The organism is Stutzerimonas stutzeri (genome assembly GCF_024448715.1).
In the GTDB taxonomy this organism is placed as follows: Bacteria; Pseudomonadota; Gammaproteobacteria; order Pseudomonadales; family Pseudomonadaceae; genus Stutzerimonas; species Stutzerimonas stutzeri_AR.
The window spans coordinates 91,429-106,887 of sequence record NZ_JAMOHZ010000010.1 but is presented as its reverse complement, the minus strand read 5'-3'; the positions used below and the strand labels follow the sequence as shown (position 1 = coordinate 106,887).

The 15,459-nt window shown below is 60.4% G+C and carries 15 protein-coding genes; 4 read left to right on the top strand and 11 right to left on the bottom strand.

Going from position 1 to position 15,459, the window contains the following annotated elements:
- The first annotated feature begins 15 nt into the window (after positions 1-15).
- From NAV33_RS19680 to tldD, 3 genes are read left to right on the top strand one after another with little or no spacing between them, the layout of a single operon-like run.
- Positions 16-3,819: a YhdP family protein gene (locus NAV33_RS19680; protein WP_255983204.1), complete on the top strand. Its 3,804-nt coding sequence runs from the start codon at positions 16-18 to the stop codon at positions 3,817-3,819.
- Between the two features lie 46 nt (positions 3,820-3,865).
- A complete protein-coding gene (locus tag NAV33_RS19675; RefSeq protein WP_255983202.1) occupies positions 3,866-4,711 on the top strand; it encodes a carbon-nitrogen hydrolase family protein in 846 nt (281 codons plus the stop codon).
- 2 nt (positions 4,712-4,713) lie between these two features.
- Positions 4,714-6,156 carry a metalloprotease TldD gene (gene tldD / locus NAV33_RS19670; protein ID WP_255983200.1) on the top strand — a complete coding sequence of 481 codons (1,443 nt, stop codon included), beginning with the start codon at positions 4,714-4,716 and terminating at the stop codon, positions 6,154-6,156.
- An 84-nt stretch (positions 6,157-6,240) separates the two neighbouring features.
- Here the strand turns inward: tldD and yjgA are convergent, their stop codons facing one another.
- Complete coding sequence (yjgA, locus tag NAV33_RS19665; RefSeq protein ID WP_255983198.1) at positions 6,241-6,762, bottom strand: ribosome biogenesis factor YjgA; 522 nt, start codon at positions 6,760-6,762, stop codon at positions 6,241-6,243.
- Positions 6,763-6,869: 107 nt separating this feature from the next.
- Between yjgA and pmbA the strand changes: the two genes are divergently transcribed.
- Positions 6,870-8,216: a metalloprotease PmbA gene (gene pmbA, locus NAV33_RS19660; protein ID WP_255983196.1), complete on the top strand. Its 1,347-nt coding sequence runs from the start codon at positions 6,870-6,872 to the stop codon at positions 8,214-8,216.
- A 95-nt stretch (positions 8,217-8,311) separates the two neighbouring features.
- Here the strand turns inward: pmbA and NAV33_RS19655 are convergent, their stop codons facing one another.
- The 10 genes from NAV33_RS19655 to NAV33_RS19610 all read right to left on the bottom strand — a co-directional run bounded on the left by NAV33_RS19655 (position 8,312) and on the right by NAV33_RS19610 (position 15,446).
- A complete protein-coding gene (locus tag NAV33_RS19655) occupies positions 8,312-8,584 on the bottom strand; it encodes an HPr family phosphocarrier protein (RefSeq protein ID WP_255983194.1) in 273 nt (90 codons plus the stop codon).
- Between the two features lie 8 nt (positions 8,585-8,592).
- Positions 8,593-9,450 (bottom strand): RNase adapter RapZ, encoded by an 858-nt coding sequence (rapZ, locus tag NAV33_RS19650; protein ID WP_255983192.1) that lies wholly within the window; start codon positions 9,448-9,450, stop codon positions 8,593-8,595.
- 134 nt (positions 9,451-9,584) lie between these two features.
- Positions 9,585-10,049: a PTS IIA-like nitrogen regulatory protein PtsN gene (gene ptsN / locus NAV33_RS19645; protein ID WP_255983190.1), complete on the bottom strand. Its 465-nt coding sequence runs from the start codon at positions 10,047-10,049 to the stop codon at positions 9,585-9,587.
- Positions 10,050-10,055: 6 nt separating this feature from the next.
- The gene (gene hpf / locus NAV33_RS19640; protein ID WP_255983188.1) at positions 10,056-10,364 is read right to left on the bottom strand and encodes a ribosome hibernation-promoting factor, HPF/YfiA family; all 309 of its coding nucleotides are present in this window, start codon (positions 10,362-10,364) and stop codon (positions 10,056-10,058) included.
- Positions 10,365-10,442: 78 nt separating this feature from the next.
- Positions 10,443-11,954 carry an RNA polymerase factor sigma-54 gene (locus tag NAV33_RS19635; RefSeq protein ID WP_255983186.1) on the bottom strand — a complete coding sequence of 504 codons (1,512 nt, stop codon included), beginning with the start codon at positions 11,952-11,954 and terminating at the stop codon, positions 10,443-10,445.
- A gap of 148 nt (positions 11,955-12,102) precedes the next feature.
- Complete coding sequence (lptB, locus tag NAV33_RS19630) at positions 12,103-12,828, bottom strand: LPS export ABC transporter ATP-binding protein (protein ID WP_255983184.1); 726 nt, start codon at positions 12,826-12,828, stop codon at positions 12,103-12,105.
- Positions 12,828-13,376, bottom strand: coding sequence for a lipopolysaccharide transport periplasmic protein LptA (gene lptA, locus NAV33_RS19625; protein WP_255983182.1), 549 nt, complete (start codon positions 13,374-13,376; stop codon positions 12,828-12,830). The genes lptB and lptA overlap by 1 nt, the downstream gene beginning before the upstream one ends.
- Positions 13,363-13,935, bottom strand: coding sequence for an LPS export ABC transporter periplasmic protein LptC (lptC, locus tag NAV33_RS19620; protein WP_255983180.1), 573 nt, complete (start codon positions 13,933-13,935; stop codon positions 13,363-13,365). Before lptC ends, lptA begins: the two co-directional genes overlap by 14 nt.
- An 8-nt stretch (positions 13,936-13,943) precedes the next feature.
- Positions 13,944-14,465 (bottom strand): KdsC family phosphatase, encoded by a 522-nt coding sequence (locus tag NAV33_RS19615; protein WP_255983178.1) that lies wholly within the window; start codon positions 14,463-14,465, stop codon positions 13,944-13,946.
- Positions 14,466-15,446, bottom strand: a complete 981-nt coding sequence (locus NAV33_RS19610) for a KpsF/GutQ family sugar-phosphate isomerase (protein ID WP_255983176.1) — start codon at positions 15,444-15,446, stop codon at positions 14,466-14,468.
- Positions 15,447-15,459: the final 13 nt, after the last annotated feature.

Sequence of the window (15,459 nt, the reverse complement as noted above, 5' to 3'; positions counted from 1 at the left end):
CTGGAGCGCATCCGTATGAGTCGGCTCCTTGCCCTTGCCCTTGCGTTCTTGCGCGGTAGCCTCTGGCTGGGCGCTATCGGCCTGGTGCTGCTTGCTTTTTACGTAAGCCTTGGCCGCCAGTTGGTGCCGCTGGTGGCGGAGTATCGGCTCGAGGCGCAAGACAAGGCGCGCGAACTGCTGAGCATGCCGGTGGCGCTCGGAAAACTGGAAGGTCGCTGGGAAGGCTTTTCGCCGCGGTTGCTGGCGCACGACGTGGTGCTTGGGGAAGGAGACGCGGCGATGCGTCTCGATAGCCTGGCGCTGGTGCCTGACGTGATGGCCAGCCTCTTGTCTCGGCAGCTTCAATTGAAGTCGGTGGAATTCACTGGCGCCCATTTAAGCCTGGTGCAGGATGCGGAGGGCAAATGGCGTGTCGGCGGATTGCCCGAGCGCGGCGACGAAACGCCAGTGGATCCGCAGAAGCTATTTGAGGAGCTGCAGAGAATCGGGCGTCTATTGCTGCTCGACAGCCAGATCACCCTTGAGGCGCACGCTGAAGCGCCGCTGACCCTGACCTACGCCAATCTCGAACTGCGCACCGCAGGTGAACGCCTGCGCCTGGACGGGCGGGTGCTGTTGCCGGATGGCCAGCCACTGAGCATGCGTGCGCAGGCGTTGGTGCGACCGAAAGACTGGCGGGCCAGCGAGGCGCAACTGTACCTCAGCCTGCCGCAGAGCGACTGGGCCGCCTGGCTGCCGACAAGCCTGACCGGCAGCTGGAACGTCCAGCAGCTACAGGCTGGTGGCGAGGTATGGCTCGACTGGCGCAAGCGCGGGTTGGCCCGTGCGGTTGCGCGGCTGAACGCGCCGGCAGTGCAGGTAGGCCATTTGCAGCATGACCCGGTGCAGATCGAGGATCTGGCGGTAAACGCCTACATCGATCGGGCGGATGAGGGCTATCGAATGCAGATCGCTGGCCTGGCCTTCACTTTTGAAGACAGCCGCTGGCGGGACACGGCAATGGTTGTCCAGCAGGATATCGCCGAGGATCGCTGGCGCGTGCAGGCTGATCGCATTCCGGTCGCACCGGTGGCCAAGCTGTTTCATGCATTGGCGCCTTTGCCCGATATGGCGAGCGAGTATCTGCTCGGGCTGGCGCCGAGCGGAGTGCTGCGTAATTTGCAGTTCGACTACCGTCCGGTGGCGCCGCCCCCCGAGCGCCTGGCATTCACCGCTAATCTCGATGCGGTCAGTATCGCCGCGCATAAATGGATACCCGCCGTGCGCAACGTCAGTGGCGTGGTGCAGGGCAATCTCGGCGGGGGCGAGCTGCGTTTCGACAACCGGGACTTCAGTCTGCATCTGGCTGAGCTGTTTCCGAGCCCTTGGGATTATCGCCGCAGCCGCGGCAGTCTCGTCTGGACGCTAAATGATCAGGCCGTCACGCTTGCCGCGCCCTATTTGCAAGTCGAGGGCGAAGAGGGGCGCATCGCTGGCGATTTCCTGATCCGCCTGATGCGCGATCCGGCTGCCGAGGACTACATGGATCTGCGCGTCGGTATCCGTGATGGGGATGCTCGCTACACGGAGAAATACCTGCCGACGCGCTCGCCAGCCTTGAGCCCAGCGTTGAGCGAATGGCTGAACACGGCGATTCGCGGCGGTACCGTCGAGCAGGGCTATTTTCAGTATCAGGGCGCGCTGAACAAAGGTGTGGCCGATACTGCTCGCAGCCTGAGCTTGTATTTCAAGGTGAAGGATGCCGAGCTTGCCTTTCAGCCCGGCTGGCCCGTGTTGCGTGAAGGTCGTGGCGAGGTGCTGATCGAGGACAGCGGGGCGCGGGTACGTCTTGCCGAGGCGCGCATGCTCGACAGTCGCGTGCATGACGCTACAGCCGAAATTCCGCATAGCCAGGACGGCCAGCCGCCGCGGCTGGATATCGAGGGGCAGGTCGATGGCAATCTGCGAGATGCGCTGACACTGATGCAAGAGGCACCGATCGGCACTGCCGATCTCTTCGCCGGGTGGCGCGCTGACGGACCTTTGAGCGGAACCCTTAATCTGAACATCCCGCTGGCCAAGGGCGAGCGCCCTAGGGCCGTCGTGGATTTTTCCAGCTCCGATGCTTCGCTGTTCGTTACACAGGCGGATCTGGAGTTCGAAGGATTGGGTGGTGAGTTTCGCTATGACAGTGAACGTGGCTTCAGCGCTGCGGAGCTTCACGGTCGCGCCCTTGGCAGCCTTGTGCGTGGCAAAGCCATCGCCACCGGGCAGCCAGGCAATCCTTCCACGCGGATCGAGGCCACCGGAACGGTGGCGCTGCAGCGACTCCTGGCCTGGCGGAAAATCGAACAGCCTGTGCCCGCATCCGGGGAGCTACCGTTTCGGTTGAATCTGGTCCTGGATGGCGTCGACAGCAACCTGCAGGTGGATTCATCGCTGTTGGGCACAGCGCTGGCGCTCCCGACGCCATTCGGCAAGACGGCCAACGAACGGCGCGATACCACGCTGCGAATGACGCTGGGCGGCGAGCGGCAAAGCTATAGCCTCCGTCACGGCGCGCTGGCGGCGCTGACCTTCGTCGCGCCGGCCGGTGAATGGGCCGAGGGTGGAGGTGAATTGGTGTTGGGCGGTGCTGCTGCGAATCTGCGCAGCGATCAGGGATTGTACGTACGCGGAAACATACCGCTGCTCAATCTGGAGGAATGGCAAGCGCTGTCGAATGGTTATGACAGCGCTTTGCAAGGCGATGAGGCCACTTCACTGCTGCGCCGCGCCCAGCTTGATATCGGGACGTTTGTGGGTTTCGGCATCCGGGTCGACAATCTCGGCGTGGATCTGCGGCGCTTTCCGGCCGGCTGGGCGCTGGGGCTGGATAGCCGGACCGTCGCCGGCACCGTTCGCCTGCCGGATACCGATGGAGAGCCTATCGTGCTGGATCTGTCGCGCCTGCAGCTCCCTGCGGCAGATCCAGGCAAGGCCCAAGGAAGTTCGGAAGATCCGCTGGCCGCCGTCGATCCGAAGAACCTGCCAGCGATGGATGTTGCGGTGGCCGAGGTACTGCAGGGCGATCAGCCGCTGGGTGCCTGGGCGTTGAAAATGCGTCCAGCGGGCAACGGCGTCGAATTCTCGGAGCTGAATCTGAATCTCAAAGGACTCAAGGTCGGCGGCGAGGGTGGCTGGAGCGGTTCCCAGAGTTGGTACAAGGGCAGACTCGAGGGTGCCAATGTGGCCGATGTACTTCTGGCTTGGGGGTTTGCGCCTTCCACCACCAGCGAATCCTTTCGTCTCGATGTGGACGGCAACTGGCCCGGGTCGCCAGCATCCTTCAGTTTGCAGCGGCTGTCCGGCCGACTCGATGGCAGGCTGCGCAACGGCCAATTACGTGAAGTGGATGGCGGCGCTCAGGCGCTGCGGGTCTTCGGTCTGCTCAATTTCGCTTCCATCGGGCGGCGGCTGCGGCTGGATTTCTCGGATTTGTTCAGCAAAGGCCTGAGCTACGATCGAATCAAGGGCGAACTGGTCGCTACCGACGGGGTTTACGTGACGTCGCAGCCGCTGACGGTGACTGGGCCGTCGAGCAATCTCGAGCTGGATGGCCGGGTCGATATGGTCAATGACCGGATCGACGCAAAGCTGCTGGTCACGCTGCCGGTCAGCAACAACCTGCCACTGGCAGCGCTGATCGTCGGCGCGCCGGCCATCGGTGGCGCCTTGTTCGTCGTCGACAAGCTGTTGGGTGATAAAGTCGCACGCTTCGCCAGCGTTCAGTACAACGTTGAGGGCCCGTGGCGAGCGCCGAAAATCACCTTCGACAAACCCTTCGAAAAGCCCAACTGAGCTGTCTTCCCAACGCGCGGTACTGCGCCGCCAACGGTATCCATGCATGACCCTAGCCGTGATCCAGATGGCCAGTCAGGCCGACATACAGGCGAACCTCGCCACCGCCAGAAGGCTGCTGGAGCAGGCTGCCGACTCCGGTGCGCGGTTGGCAGTGCTGCCGGAAAATTTTGCCGCCATGGGCCGTACCGATCTACCGGCGGTCGGCCGGGCCGAAGCCGAGGGTGCCGGGCCGATACTGCCGTGGTTGAAACAGGTCGCATGCGACCTCAGGTTGTGGATAGTGGCCGGCACGCTGCCGCTGCCACCGGATGATCAGCCGCAAGCGAGGGTACGGGCCTGCTCGCTACTGGTCGATGACCAAGGCCAGCGCGTCGCGCGTTATGACAAGCTGCACCTGTTCGACGCAGAAGTGAGCGATGCGCGTGGACGTTACCGTGAGTCAGATGATTATGCCGCTGGCGAGCGGTTGGTCGTCGTCGATACACCGGTGGGGCGCTTGGGCATGAGCGTCTGTTATGACCTTCGGTTCGCGGAGCTGTACCTGGCTTTACGTCAGGCCGGGGCTGAATTGATCAGTGCTCCCTCAGCGTTCACTAGTGTGACCGGCCAGGCGCACTGGGAGATGTTGATACGCACGCGGGCCATCGAGACGCAATGCTATATGCTGGCCGCAGCGCAGAGTGGAGAGCACTCTGGCGGACGATTGACCCACGGGCATTCGTCTATCGTTGATTTCTGGGGGCGCGTGCTGAACGAGCAGGCGACAGGCGAAGCCGCACTGACCGCTGCTCGGGAAACGGCCGAGCAGAATGCGATGCGCAAGCGTATGCCGCTACTGAGCCACCGTCGTTTCACCACGCCCCGTATTGCATCGCGCACTTTGGAGTAGATATGAGTGAACTGCTGTTACCTGTCACCGAGCGCCTCCTGACGCCGGGCGGACTGGGTATCGATGATCTGCCGGGTTTGCTCGGCGAACTGGCCGGCCCTGGCATCGACGCGGCGGATTTGTATTTCCAGGATCAGGTCACCGAGTCCTGGGTGCTGGAGGACGGCATCGTCAAGGAAGGCAGCTTCCACCTGGAGCAGGGCGTTGGTGTACGCGCGTTGTCCGGCGAGAAGACGGGCTTCGCCTATAGCAATGCGATCACCGCCGATGCGTTGCGTCAGGCAGCCGAGGCTGCCCGCTCAATCGCCCGTGGCGGCCATCAGGGTCGTGTCGAGGTGCTTTCGAAGGCCGCTTTTGCCCCGCTGTATAGCCCAGAGAATCCACTGGATGGGCTCGGTCGTGCAGAGAAGGTCGAGCTGCTCAAGCGTATCGACGTCGCTACGCGAGCGCTGGATCCGCGAATCAAGCAGGTCACGGTAAGTCTGGCGGGTGTCTGGGAGCACATTCTGGTGGCGGGGCTGGACGGAGTCATGGCTGCCGACATACGCCCGCTGGTGCGCTTCAACGTGAGCGTAATCGTCGAGCAGAACGGACGTCGCGAGCGTGGCGGACAGGGCGGCGGTGGACGTACCGGTTACGATTACTTTTTCAGCGAAGATCGTGCAATGGGTTATGCCCGTGAGGCGCTGCGACAGGCGCTGGTGAACCTCGAAGCGGTGGCGGCCCCGGCCGGCACGCTACCGGTGGTGCTTGGTCCGGGCTGGTCCGGCGTGTTACTGCACGAGGCGGTCGGCCATGGCCTGGAGGGTGACTTCAATCGCAAGGGCAGCTCGGCTTACAGTGGCCGTATCGGTCAGCAGGTCGCTTCGAAGCTATGCACTATCGTCGATGACGGCACGCTGGCCGATCGCCGCGGTTCGCTGAGCGTTGACGATGAAGGCACACCCACTCAGTGCACCACGCTGATCGAGAACGGAATACTCAAGGGTTATATTCAGGACAAGCTCAACGCGCGCTTGATGGGCGTTGCGCCAACCGGCAACGGTCGGCGCGAATCCTATGCTCATCTACCGATGCCGCGGATGACCAACACTTACATGCTGGCGGGTGAAAGCGACCCGGAAGAAATCATTCGTTCGGTGAAGAAGGGTATCTACTGCGCCAGCCTCGGCGGCGGACAAGTAGACATCACCAGCGGCAAGTTCGTGTTCTCCACCAGCGAAGCCTATCTGATCGAGGACGGCAAAATTACCGCGCCGGTCAAGGGCGCTACGCTGATCGGCAATGGGCCGGACGTGATGAACAAGGTTTCGATGGTCGGGACCGACTTGGCGTTGGACAGTGGTGTCGGCACTTGCGGTAAGGATGGTCAGTCCGTACCGGTCGGCGTGGGTCAGCCGACCTTGAAAATCGATGGTATTACCGTCGGTGGTACCGGAGCCTGACAGCGATGACAAGCGCAAAGCAGCCATCCGACGCGACACGAATTGCGGACCAATCGCAGCGAGCTCGTTGCGGACAGCTCTTTTTCAGCGCAGCCCGCGCTGTGTCTCGTCCAGTCCGCGGATGTATTTGAAAATTTTGCGGCTGGCAGCTGGCGGCTTGTTCCGCGCAGCTTCGTGCTGGGCATGGCGGATCAGGCTGCGCAGCTGCTGGCGGTCGGTGTCGGGATATTCGGTAACGAAGGCCTCGAGGGTTTCGTCGTTACCGGCGATCAGGCGGTCGCGCCAACGTTCCAATGCATGGAAGCGTTCGTTGTACTGGCGGGTGGATGCGTCGAGTTGGTCGACCAGCGCCAGGATGCCTTCGATATCCTGGTCGCGCATCAGTTTGCCGATGTATTGCAGGTGGCGTTTGCGCGCGATATTCGCTGTGTGCTTCGGCGCATCGGCCAACGCCTTGCGTAAGGCGTCGGTGAGCGGGAGGCGATCAAGCACGTCGGATTTGAAAGTGGTGAGGCGCTCACCGAGGTCCTGAAGTGCATGCAGCTCTCGCTTGACCTGGGTTTTGCTTTTTTCCTCGAAGTCGTCGAGATCGGAAATATCATACATGGGGCTGGTCCAGTAGGAAATGCCGCCATGATAACAGCAGCCTTGCTATGCAGCTCAGCTGCGCCTCGCTGGCTGCGATTGATCGAATCTGTGGTTTGGAGTGTTTTATGAGTGAAGTAGAGGGGATCGGTCCGCACGCGTTGCCCGGATTACGCGAAAAGGTCGCACGCATCATCGAAGAGGCCAGCCGGCAGGGCGCCAGCGCTTGCGAAGTATCCGTCTCGATGGAGCAAGGCCTGTCCACCACGGTTCGCCAGCGGGAAGTGGAGACGGTCGAGTTCAATCGTGATCAAGGTTTCGGCATCACGCTGTACGTCGGGCAACGTAAAGGATCGGCGAGTACTACGGGCGGCGGCGGCGAGGCGATTCGCGAAACCGTGGCGGCGGCGCTGGCGATCGCCAAGCATGCTTCGGAGGATGAATTCGCCGGGCTCGCCGATCCGGCTCTGATGGCGAAAGACACACCGAATCTGGATCTTTATCATCCTTGGGATATCTCCCCTGATGAGGCTGTCGAGCTGGCACTCCGTTGTGAGGCGGCAGCGTTCGCAACCGACAGCCGTATCCTCAATGCCGATGGCACCAGCCTTAGCACTCATCAGGGATGCCGCGGCTATGGCAATAGCAACGGTTTCATTGGTGCCTACTGCAGCACTCGCCACAGCCTGAGTTGCGTGATGATCGCCGAGGCCGAGGGGCAGATGCAGCGCGACTATCATTACGATGTCAGCCGCATCGCCAGTGATCTGGCCGGTCCCGAGTCGATCGGCCGACGTGCCGCAGAACGTGCCGTTCGCCGCCTCGGCGCCCGCCCCGTGCCGACGTGTGATGTCCCGGTACTGTTTTCGTCGGAGCTGGCGACTGGTCTGTTCGGCCATTTTCTCGCGGCGATTTCCGGTGGCAATCTTTATCGCAAGTCGTCTTACCTAGAAGGCTCGCTGGGACAAACGCTGTTTCCCGAGTGGCTGACCTTAGACGAGCGCCCGCACCTGCGGCGCGGGCTGGCTAGTTCGGCTTATGACGGCGATGGTTTGGCGACCTACGCCAAGCCGTTCGTTGAGAACGGCAAGCTCTTGTCCTATGTGTTGGGTACCTACTCCGGGCGCAAGCTCGGGATGCCCAGTACGGCCAATGCTGGCGGTGTGCATAACCTCTTCGTATCCCACGGTGATGAGGACCAGGCGGCACTGATCCGTCGCATGGGCCGCGGGCTGCTGGTTACCGAATTGATGGGGCAGGGCTTGAATCTGGTCACCGGCGACTATTCGCGCGGCGCTGGCGGGTTCTGGGTGGAAAACGGCGAGATCCAGTTCCCGGTCCAGGAAGTTACGATTGCTGGCAACCTGCGCGATATGTTCCGGCAGATCGTCGCGGTGGGCTGCGATGTCGAGACACGCAGTAGCATTCACACCGGCTCGGTGCTGATCGAGCGAATGAAGGTGGCGGGGCAGTAGCGGCAGCAAGCTTCAAGCTGCAGGCAACAAGTGGAAGCGTAAGCGCTTTACTGTCTCTCGGCGCTCGCCTGCATACTGATTAGCTTGCAGCTGCTTTATTCCCCTTCCTCAAAATAGCCTTCGATCAGTGCGATCAGCGCACTGATCGCCTCCTGCTCTTGTTCGCCGTCGGCGTGCAGATGAAGGGTAGTGCCTTTGCTCGCGGCGAGCATCATCACCGCCATGATGCTCTTGCCGTCGATCAGGCTGGCAGGGCAGCGCCCGACGCGGACATCGCAGGGGAACTGGTTGGCAACGCCAACGAATTTGGCTGCCGCACGGGCATGCAGGCCCAGTTTGTTGATGATGGTGATTTCGCAAGACGGCATGTGGATTCCTAAGCCAGGTCTCGGTGGCGCACCTGAACGTTCTTCAGGGGCTCGCGCAGCGCCTGGCCGAGTCGCTCCGCCAGATAGACCGAACGGTGGTGCCCGCCGGTACAGCCAATGGCGACGGTGACATAGGCGCGATTGCTGGCGGCGAACCGCGGCAGCCATTTGTTCAGATAGGCAAAGATGTCCTGGAACATTTCTTCAACATCGGTCTGCATGGCGAGGTAGTCGACGACGGGCTGATCCAATCCGGAAAAATCACGTAACTCTGCTTTCCAGTACGGATTAGGTAGGCAGCGCACATCGAATACCAGGTCGGCATCCACCGGCATGCCGCGTTTAAAACCAAAGGACTCGAAGAGGAACGCCGTGCCCGGTTCAGGCTTGTTCAGCAGACGCAGTTTCAGCGTATCTCGCAGCTGGTAGAGGTTGAGGTTCGTCGTATCGAGCGTCAGGTCGGCATGGTCGATGATCGGAGCGAGCAATAGCTCCTCGTCATGGATGGCCTCGGCCAATGAGCGGTTTTCATTCGTCAGCGGGTGCCGCCGCCGAGTTTCCGAGAAGCGCTTGAGCAACGTCTCGTCCGCCGCATCCAGATACAGCACGTCGCACTGAATGTGCCGAGCACGAACCTCGTCAAGCAGCTCGGGAAAGCGCTTTAGCTGACTTGGCAGGTTGCGTGCATCTATGGAGACAGCGACCTGCGGGTGTAACAGTTCGGTATGTAGCAATGCTCGCTCCGCCAGCTCTGGCAGAAGCCCGGCGGGAAGGTTGTCGATGCAATAAAAGCCGTTGTCCTCGAGCACATTGAGTGCCGTGCTCTTGCCTGACCCGGAACGGCCACTGACGATGATCAGGCGCATTGCGGAGCGAGGTTTGTCAGGGGGCGGGCTCGAACACGCGAACCGTGCTGCATGCGCTGCTGGGTTGAGAATCGGCAGGTTACGGACACGTCTCTTTCCTCACTTTACGCGGGGCGAACAGCCATGCCGTTGCGCTAATTGCCGCTCTGAATATCGACGACGGTCTGATACAGGTCCTGCCCGGTGGTGGCTCTGCGCAGGCGCTCACGCACTTCCTCACGGTCCAGCATGCTGGCGATCTGACGAAGCAGTTCGAGGTGTTCGTCCGTCGCCGCTGCCGGTACCAGCAGTACGAAAAGCAAATCGACCGGCGCGCCGTCGATGGCGTCGAAGTCAACCGGTGCGTCGAGCCGTAGCACCGCGCTGAGCGGCGACACGCAGCCGGGCATGCGGCAATGCGGGATGGCGATACCGTTGCCGAAGCCGGTAGAGCCGAGCTTTTCGCGGGCAATGAGGCTTTCGAAGATGGTCTGAGGATCAAGGTCTGGCAGGTCTTGGCCAATTACTTTGGCGATCTGTTCCAGGACGCGTTTCTTACTGCCACCCGGTACGTTCACCAAGGAACGTCCGGGGGTCAGGATATTTTCGATTCGGATCATGATGGGTCAGCGAGCGAGAGCACCCTGGTTATGGTCGAGCTGTTTTTCTTTGTGCTTGATGAGCTGCCGGTCGAGCTTGTCGGCAAGCAGGTCTATGGAAGCGTACATGTCTTCATGTTCTGCGTTGGCGACGACTTCGCGACCGGCAACGTGCAGCGTGGCTTCGGCTTTCTGCCTGAGCTTCTCGACCTGCAGAATCACCTGAACGGCAATGATGCGATCGAAATGTCTTTCCAGTCGCTCGAATTTCTCCTCGACGTAGTCACGCAGGGCTTCTGTGATTTCCAGGTGAAGGCCAGTGATGTTGACTTGCATACTGCATCTCCTTTTGCCACGTGCGAATTGACAGGCTGCGCGCCCGCCACCGGAAGAGATCGACCAGGTCGCCTGGCATTACAACAACCGCTTACGCTCGCTGGACGGCGCGATACCTAATGATTCGCGGTACTTCGCGACGGTGCGGCGTGCAACTTGAATACCCTGCGCCTCCAGTAAACCAGCGATCTTGCTATCGCTCAATGGCTTTTTCAGGTTTTCCGCCGCCACCAGCTTCTTGATGATCGCGCGGATGGCGGTGGATGAGCATTCGCCGCCTTCGGCCGTGCTGACGTGGCTTGAGAAGAAATATTTCAGCTCGTAGATTCCACGAGGGGTATGCATGAACTTCTGTGTCGTGACGCGTGAAATCGTCGATTCATGCATGCCTACCGCTTCGGCGATGTCATGCAGCACCAGCGGTTTCATGGCTTCATCGCCGTGATCAAGGAAGCCGCGCTGATGTTCGACGATCTGCGTGGCGACCTTCATCAGCGTCTCGTTGCGGCTGAGCAGGCTCTTGATGAACCAGCGTGCTTCCTGCAACTGGTTACGCATGAAGGTGTTGTCGGCGCTGGAGTCGGCGCGTTTGACGAAGCCGGCGTACTGGGCATTTACCCGCAGGCGCGGCATCGCATCCTGGTTCAATTCCACCAGCCAGCGATCGTTGTGCTTGCGCACGATTACGTCTGGCACGACGTATTCCGGTTCGCTCGCTTCGATCTGTGAGCCGGGGCGGGGGTTAAGCGTCTGGATCAGGTCCACCACCTGGCGCAGCTCATCCTCCTTGAGCTTCATGCGGCGCATCAGAAGGTTATAGTCACGGCTGCCGAGTGTCTCCAGATGATCACTCACGAGGCGTACCGCTTCGCTCAGCCAAGGCGTTCGCTCGGGTAGCTGGCGCAGTTGCAGCAGCAGGCATTCGCGCAAGTCGCGCGCGCCGATGCCGGCGGGCTCGAACTGCTGGATTCGGCGCAGCACGACCTCGATTTCATCGAGTTCGATTTCCAGCTCGGGGTCGAACGACTCGAGTACCTCCTCAAGGGTTTCGTCGAGGTAACCCTGTGGGTTAATGCAATCGATCAGGGTTACGGCGATGAGGCGGTCGGTGTCGCTCATTGGCGCAAGATTGAGCTGCCAGAGCAGATGACTTTGTAGGCTTTCCCCGGCGGAGGTGCGGGTGGTGAAGTCCCATTCGTCGTCGTCACTGCTGGGCAGGCTGCTGGCGCTGGTCTGGTAGATGTCTTCCCACGCGGTGTCGACCGGAAGTTCATCAGGAATGCGATCACCCCAATCGCCTTCTTCAAGGTTTTCCACCGTATTGACGGGTTCTTCGTGATGATTGTCAGGCGTGTCCTGCTCGGTCGAGGTGCTGCTCTCGGGTTTCTTCTCAACCGACTCGGCCATCAGATCGGAGTTGTCGAAGTCGTCTCCGTCCTCTTCGCGCTCGAGCATGGGATTGGAGTCCAGCGCCTCTTGTATCTCCTGTTGGAGATCGAGCGTGGATAACTGGAGCAATCGTATGGCTTGTTGCAGCTGCGGTGTCATCGTCAGCTGCTGGCCCATCTTCAGGACTAGCGATGGTTTCATGGCAGAGGACTTCGAACCTTATTTGCCGGCGCAACCGCGCCTGTTCCGATTTCGCTGGCGCTGTGCACGCCCGATGTAAGCAAATTATATGCCTGCGAATGAAGCCTTTGCCTAGTCCCGGGCGACGGTGTGAGTGGAAAAATCGGTTTCAGAGACGGAATTCGTGTCCGAGGTAGACTTCCTTGACCAGTTGGTTGGCCAGGATCGCCTCCGCGTCACCTTCCGCGATCAGCTGGCCATCGTTGACGATGTAAGCGGTTTCGCAGATGTCCAGCGTTTCGCGCACGTTGTGATCGGTGATGAGTACGCCGATGCCCTTGGCCTTCAGGTGATGAATGATCTGCTTGATGTCGCCGACCGAGATCGGGTCGACACCGGCAAAGGGCTCGTCGAGAAGGATGAATTTAGGGGCGGTGGCGAGTGCACGGGCAATCTCGACGCGACGCCGCTCGCCTCCGGACAGGCTCATGCCGAGACTGTCACGGATGTGGTTGATGTGGAACTCCTGCAGTAGGCTTTCCAGCGCCTGCTGGCGACCGCTGCGATCCAGGTCCTTGCGGGTTTCGAGAATCGCCATGATGTTGTCGGATACCGACAGTTTGCGGAAGATCGACGCTTCCTGAGGCAGATAGCCGATACCGGCGCGAGCACGGCCATGCATGGGCAGGTGGGTGACATCCTGCTCGTCAATCAACACGCGTCCCTGATCGGCTTTTACCAGCCCGACGATCATATAGAAGCAGGTGGTCTTGCCGGCGCCGTTCGGCCCAAGCAAACCGACAATCTGACCGCTCTCGATAGACAGGCTTACATCACGCACTACCTGACGGCTTTTGTAGCTTTTTGCCAAATGCTGAGCTTTGAGAATCGCCATTACTCGGTTTGCTCCGCTGCCGGCTGGTCTTTGCTGCGCGGCTGGATGACCATGTCCACGCGAGGTCGCGGAGTGGTTACGTCGGTATTGGTGGCTCGGCCGGCGTTGACGATCTGGCGCTGAGTGTCATAGACGATCTTCTCGCCTTCGAAGGTGTTGCCTTCCTGGACGACTTTCGCCTGATCGATCAGGACGATGCGCTCGTTAGCTGCGAAATATTGGATGGTCAGTCCGTACGCCTTGACGATTTCCTTGTCCACCGCCGGCTTCTGCTCGTAGTACGCGGGTTTGCCAATGGAGGTGAAAACCTCGACATCGCCATTCTCGTTTTGGGTGATCGTGACGGTGTCGCCGGTGATCTTCATGGTGCCCTGGGTAATGACCACATCGCCGCGATATACGGCAACGCCCTGTCGATCGTCCAGTTCCGCGGTGTCGGCCTGGACGCGGATCGGCTGGTTACGGTCTTCGGGAAGCGCATGGGCATTCGAGCCGAACAGAAAAATGCTCAAGCCGAACAAAAAGGGGAGAGTCTTAACGCAGCTCATGCTGGCCTCTTACGTTGGATAGCAGGAGCATCCTGCCTTCATTCAGATACGCTTTCATGCCCGTGGCAGTGGTCACACCGTTTGCGGCGACGATTCTAACGGGTTGGCGGGTCTCGGCATAATCCTTCTCGGGGAGCACCGTCATTCTGCTGGTGGTAATGATTGTCGGACGTCCCTTGGCATCGTTGCGTTCGATCCTGACATCATCGATCAGCTCCACTTCCACACCCTGCGGGCCGACTTCGCCGCGCTCGCTAGTCACATGCCATGGCAGCTCGGTGCCGCGATAAGAATGCAGATCGGGTCGGGTCAGCAGACTTACATCGCTGGCCTTGACGTGCTCCACTTTCTCCGCAGACAGTTCGTAATTACGCTTGCCATCCGGCTGGTACTGGACGGTTCTGGAGTTGATTACGTAAAAGTCGATCGGCGATTCCTCACCTGTGGCCGCAGCCGGTTCCTGCATGAAGCTTTCCGGGCGGATGTTCCAGTAGCCGACTGCGACCAGGAGTAATGCAATCAACAGCAGGATGGCAGGGAAACGGATTCTGCTCAGCATTGAAACCTCTAGAGATAGGCGGCCTGAGCGGCTTCAAGGTTGCCTTGGGCGCGCATGATCAGTTCGCAGAACTCCCGCGCGGCGCCTTCGCCGCCGCGGGCGCTGGTGACCCCGTGAGCGTGCTGGCGAACGAACGCATCGGCGCTGGCGACGGCCATGCCCAGGCCCACCCGGCGGATCACCGGTAGGTCGGGCAGATCATCGCCTAGATAGGCGACTTCAGCGTAGTCGATTCCGAGTTCGGCGAGCAGCTCATCGAGGACCACCAGCTTGTCCTCGCGTCCCTGATAGAGATGCTGGATACCCAGGTTCTGCGCGCGGCGTTCGACCACAGGTGTTTTACGACCGCTGATTATTGCGGTGCGCACGCCGGAATTGATCAGCATCTTGATGCCGTGACCGTCGAGCGTGTTAAAGGTTTTGAACTCGCTGCCATCGACCAGGAAGTACAGCTTGCCGTCCGTCAGTACGCCGTCGACGTCGAAAATAGCCAGCCGAATATTACGGGCGCGCCGCAGTAAATCGTTCACTTACATCACTCCTGCGCGCAACAGATCATGCATGTTCAGAGCACCGATAGGACGGTCGTTGTCGTCGACCACCACCAGCGCACTGATTTTGTTGTCTTCCATTATTTTCAGGGCTTCGGCGGCAAGCATGTCGGCGTTGGCTGTCTTGCCGTGGAGGGTCATCACTTGGTCGATAGTGGCCTGGCGTACATCAATGCCTTTGTCCAAAGTGCGTCGCAGGTCGCCGTCAGTGAATACTCCGGCCAGGCTGCCGTTGCCTTCTATGACCACGGTCATGCCGAGACCCTTCTGAGTCATCTCCAGCAGCGCATCACGTAGAGAAGTACCGCGGGTGATCTGGGGCAGGCGGTCGCCCGAATGCATGACGTGCTCCACTTTGAGCAGCAAACGCCGACCAAGTGCGCCGCCAGGGTGCGAAAAAGCGAAATCCTCCGCGGTGAAGCCGCGCGCTTCCAGAAGGGCGATCGCCAATGCATCGCCGAGCACCAGACATACCGTGGTCGAAGATGTAGGTGCCAGGTTCAGCGGGCAGGCCTCGATGGCAACGCTGGCGTCTATATTGACTGCTGCTGCCTTGGCGAGCACCGAATCGGGGTTGCCGGTCATGCTGATCAGTGTGATGCCGAGGCGCTTGATCAGCGGCAGCAGTGTCACGATTTCGCTGGTGGAGCCCGAGTTGGACAGGGCGAGGACCACGTCGTCACGGGTGATCATGCCCATGTCGCCATGACTGGCTTCGGCCGGGTGAACGAAGAATGCGGTGGTGCCAGTGCTGGCGAGGGTGGCGGCAATCTTGTTGCCGATATGGCCCGATTTGCCCATGCCAACCACGACGACGCGTCCTTTGCAGTGGAGGATAAGCTCGCAAGCCTTAACAAATTGCTCGTCGATGCGGGTCTTGAGTTCTTCGACCGCGTCTATCTCCATGCGGATAGTGCGCTGGGCAGTCTCGATCAACTGGCTGCTCTGGCTCATGTTCACGTCATCGTCTGAA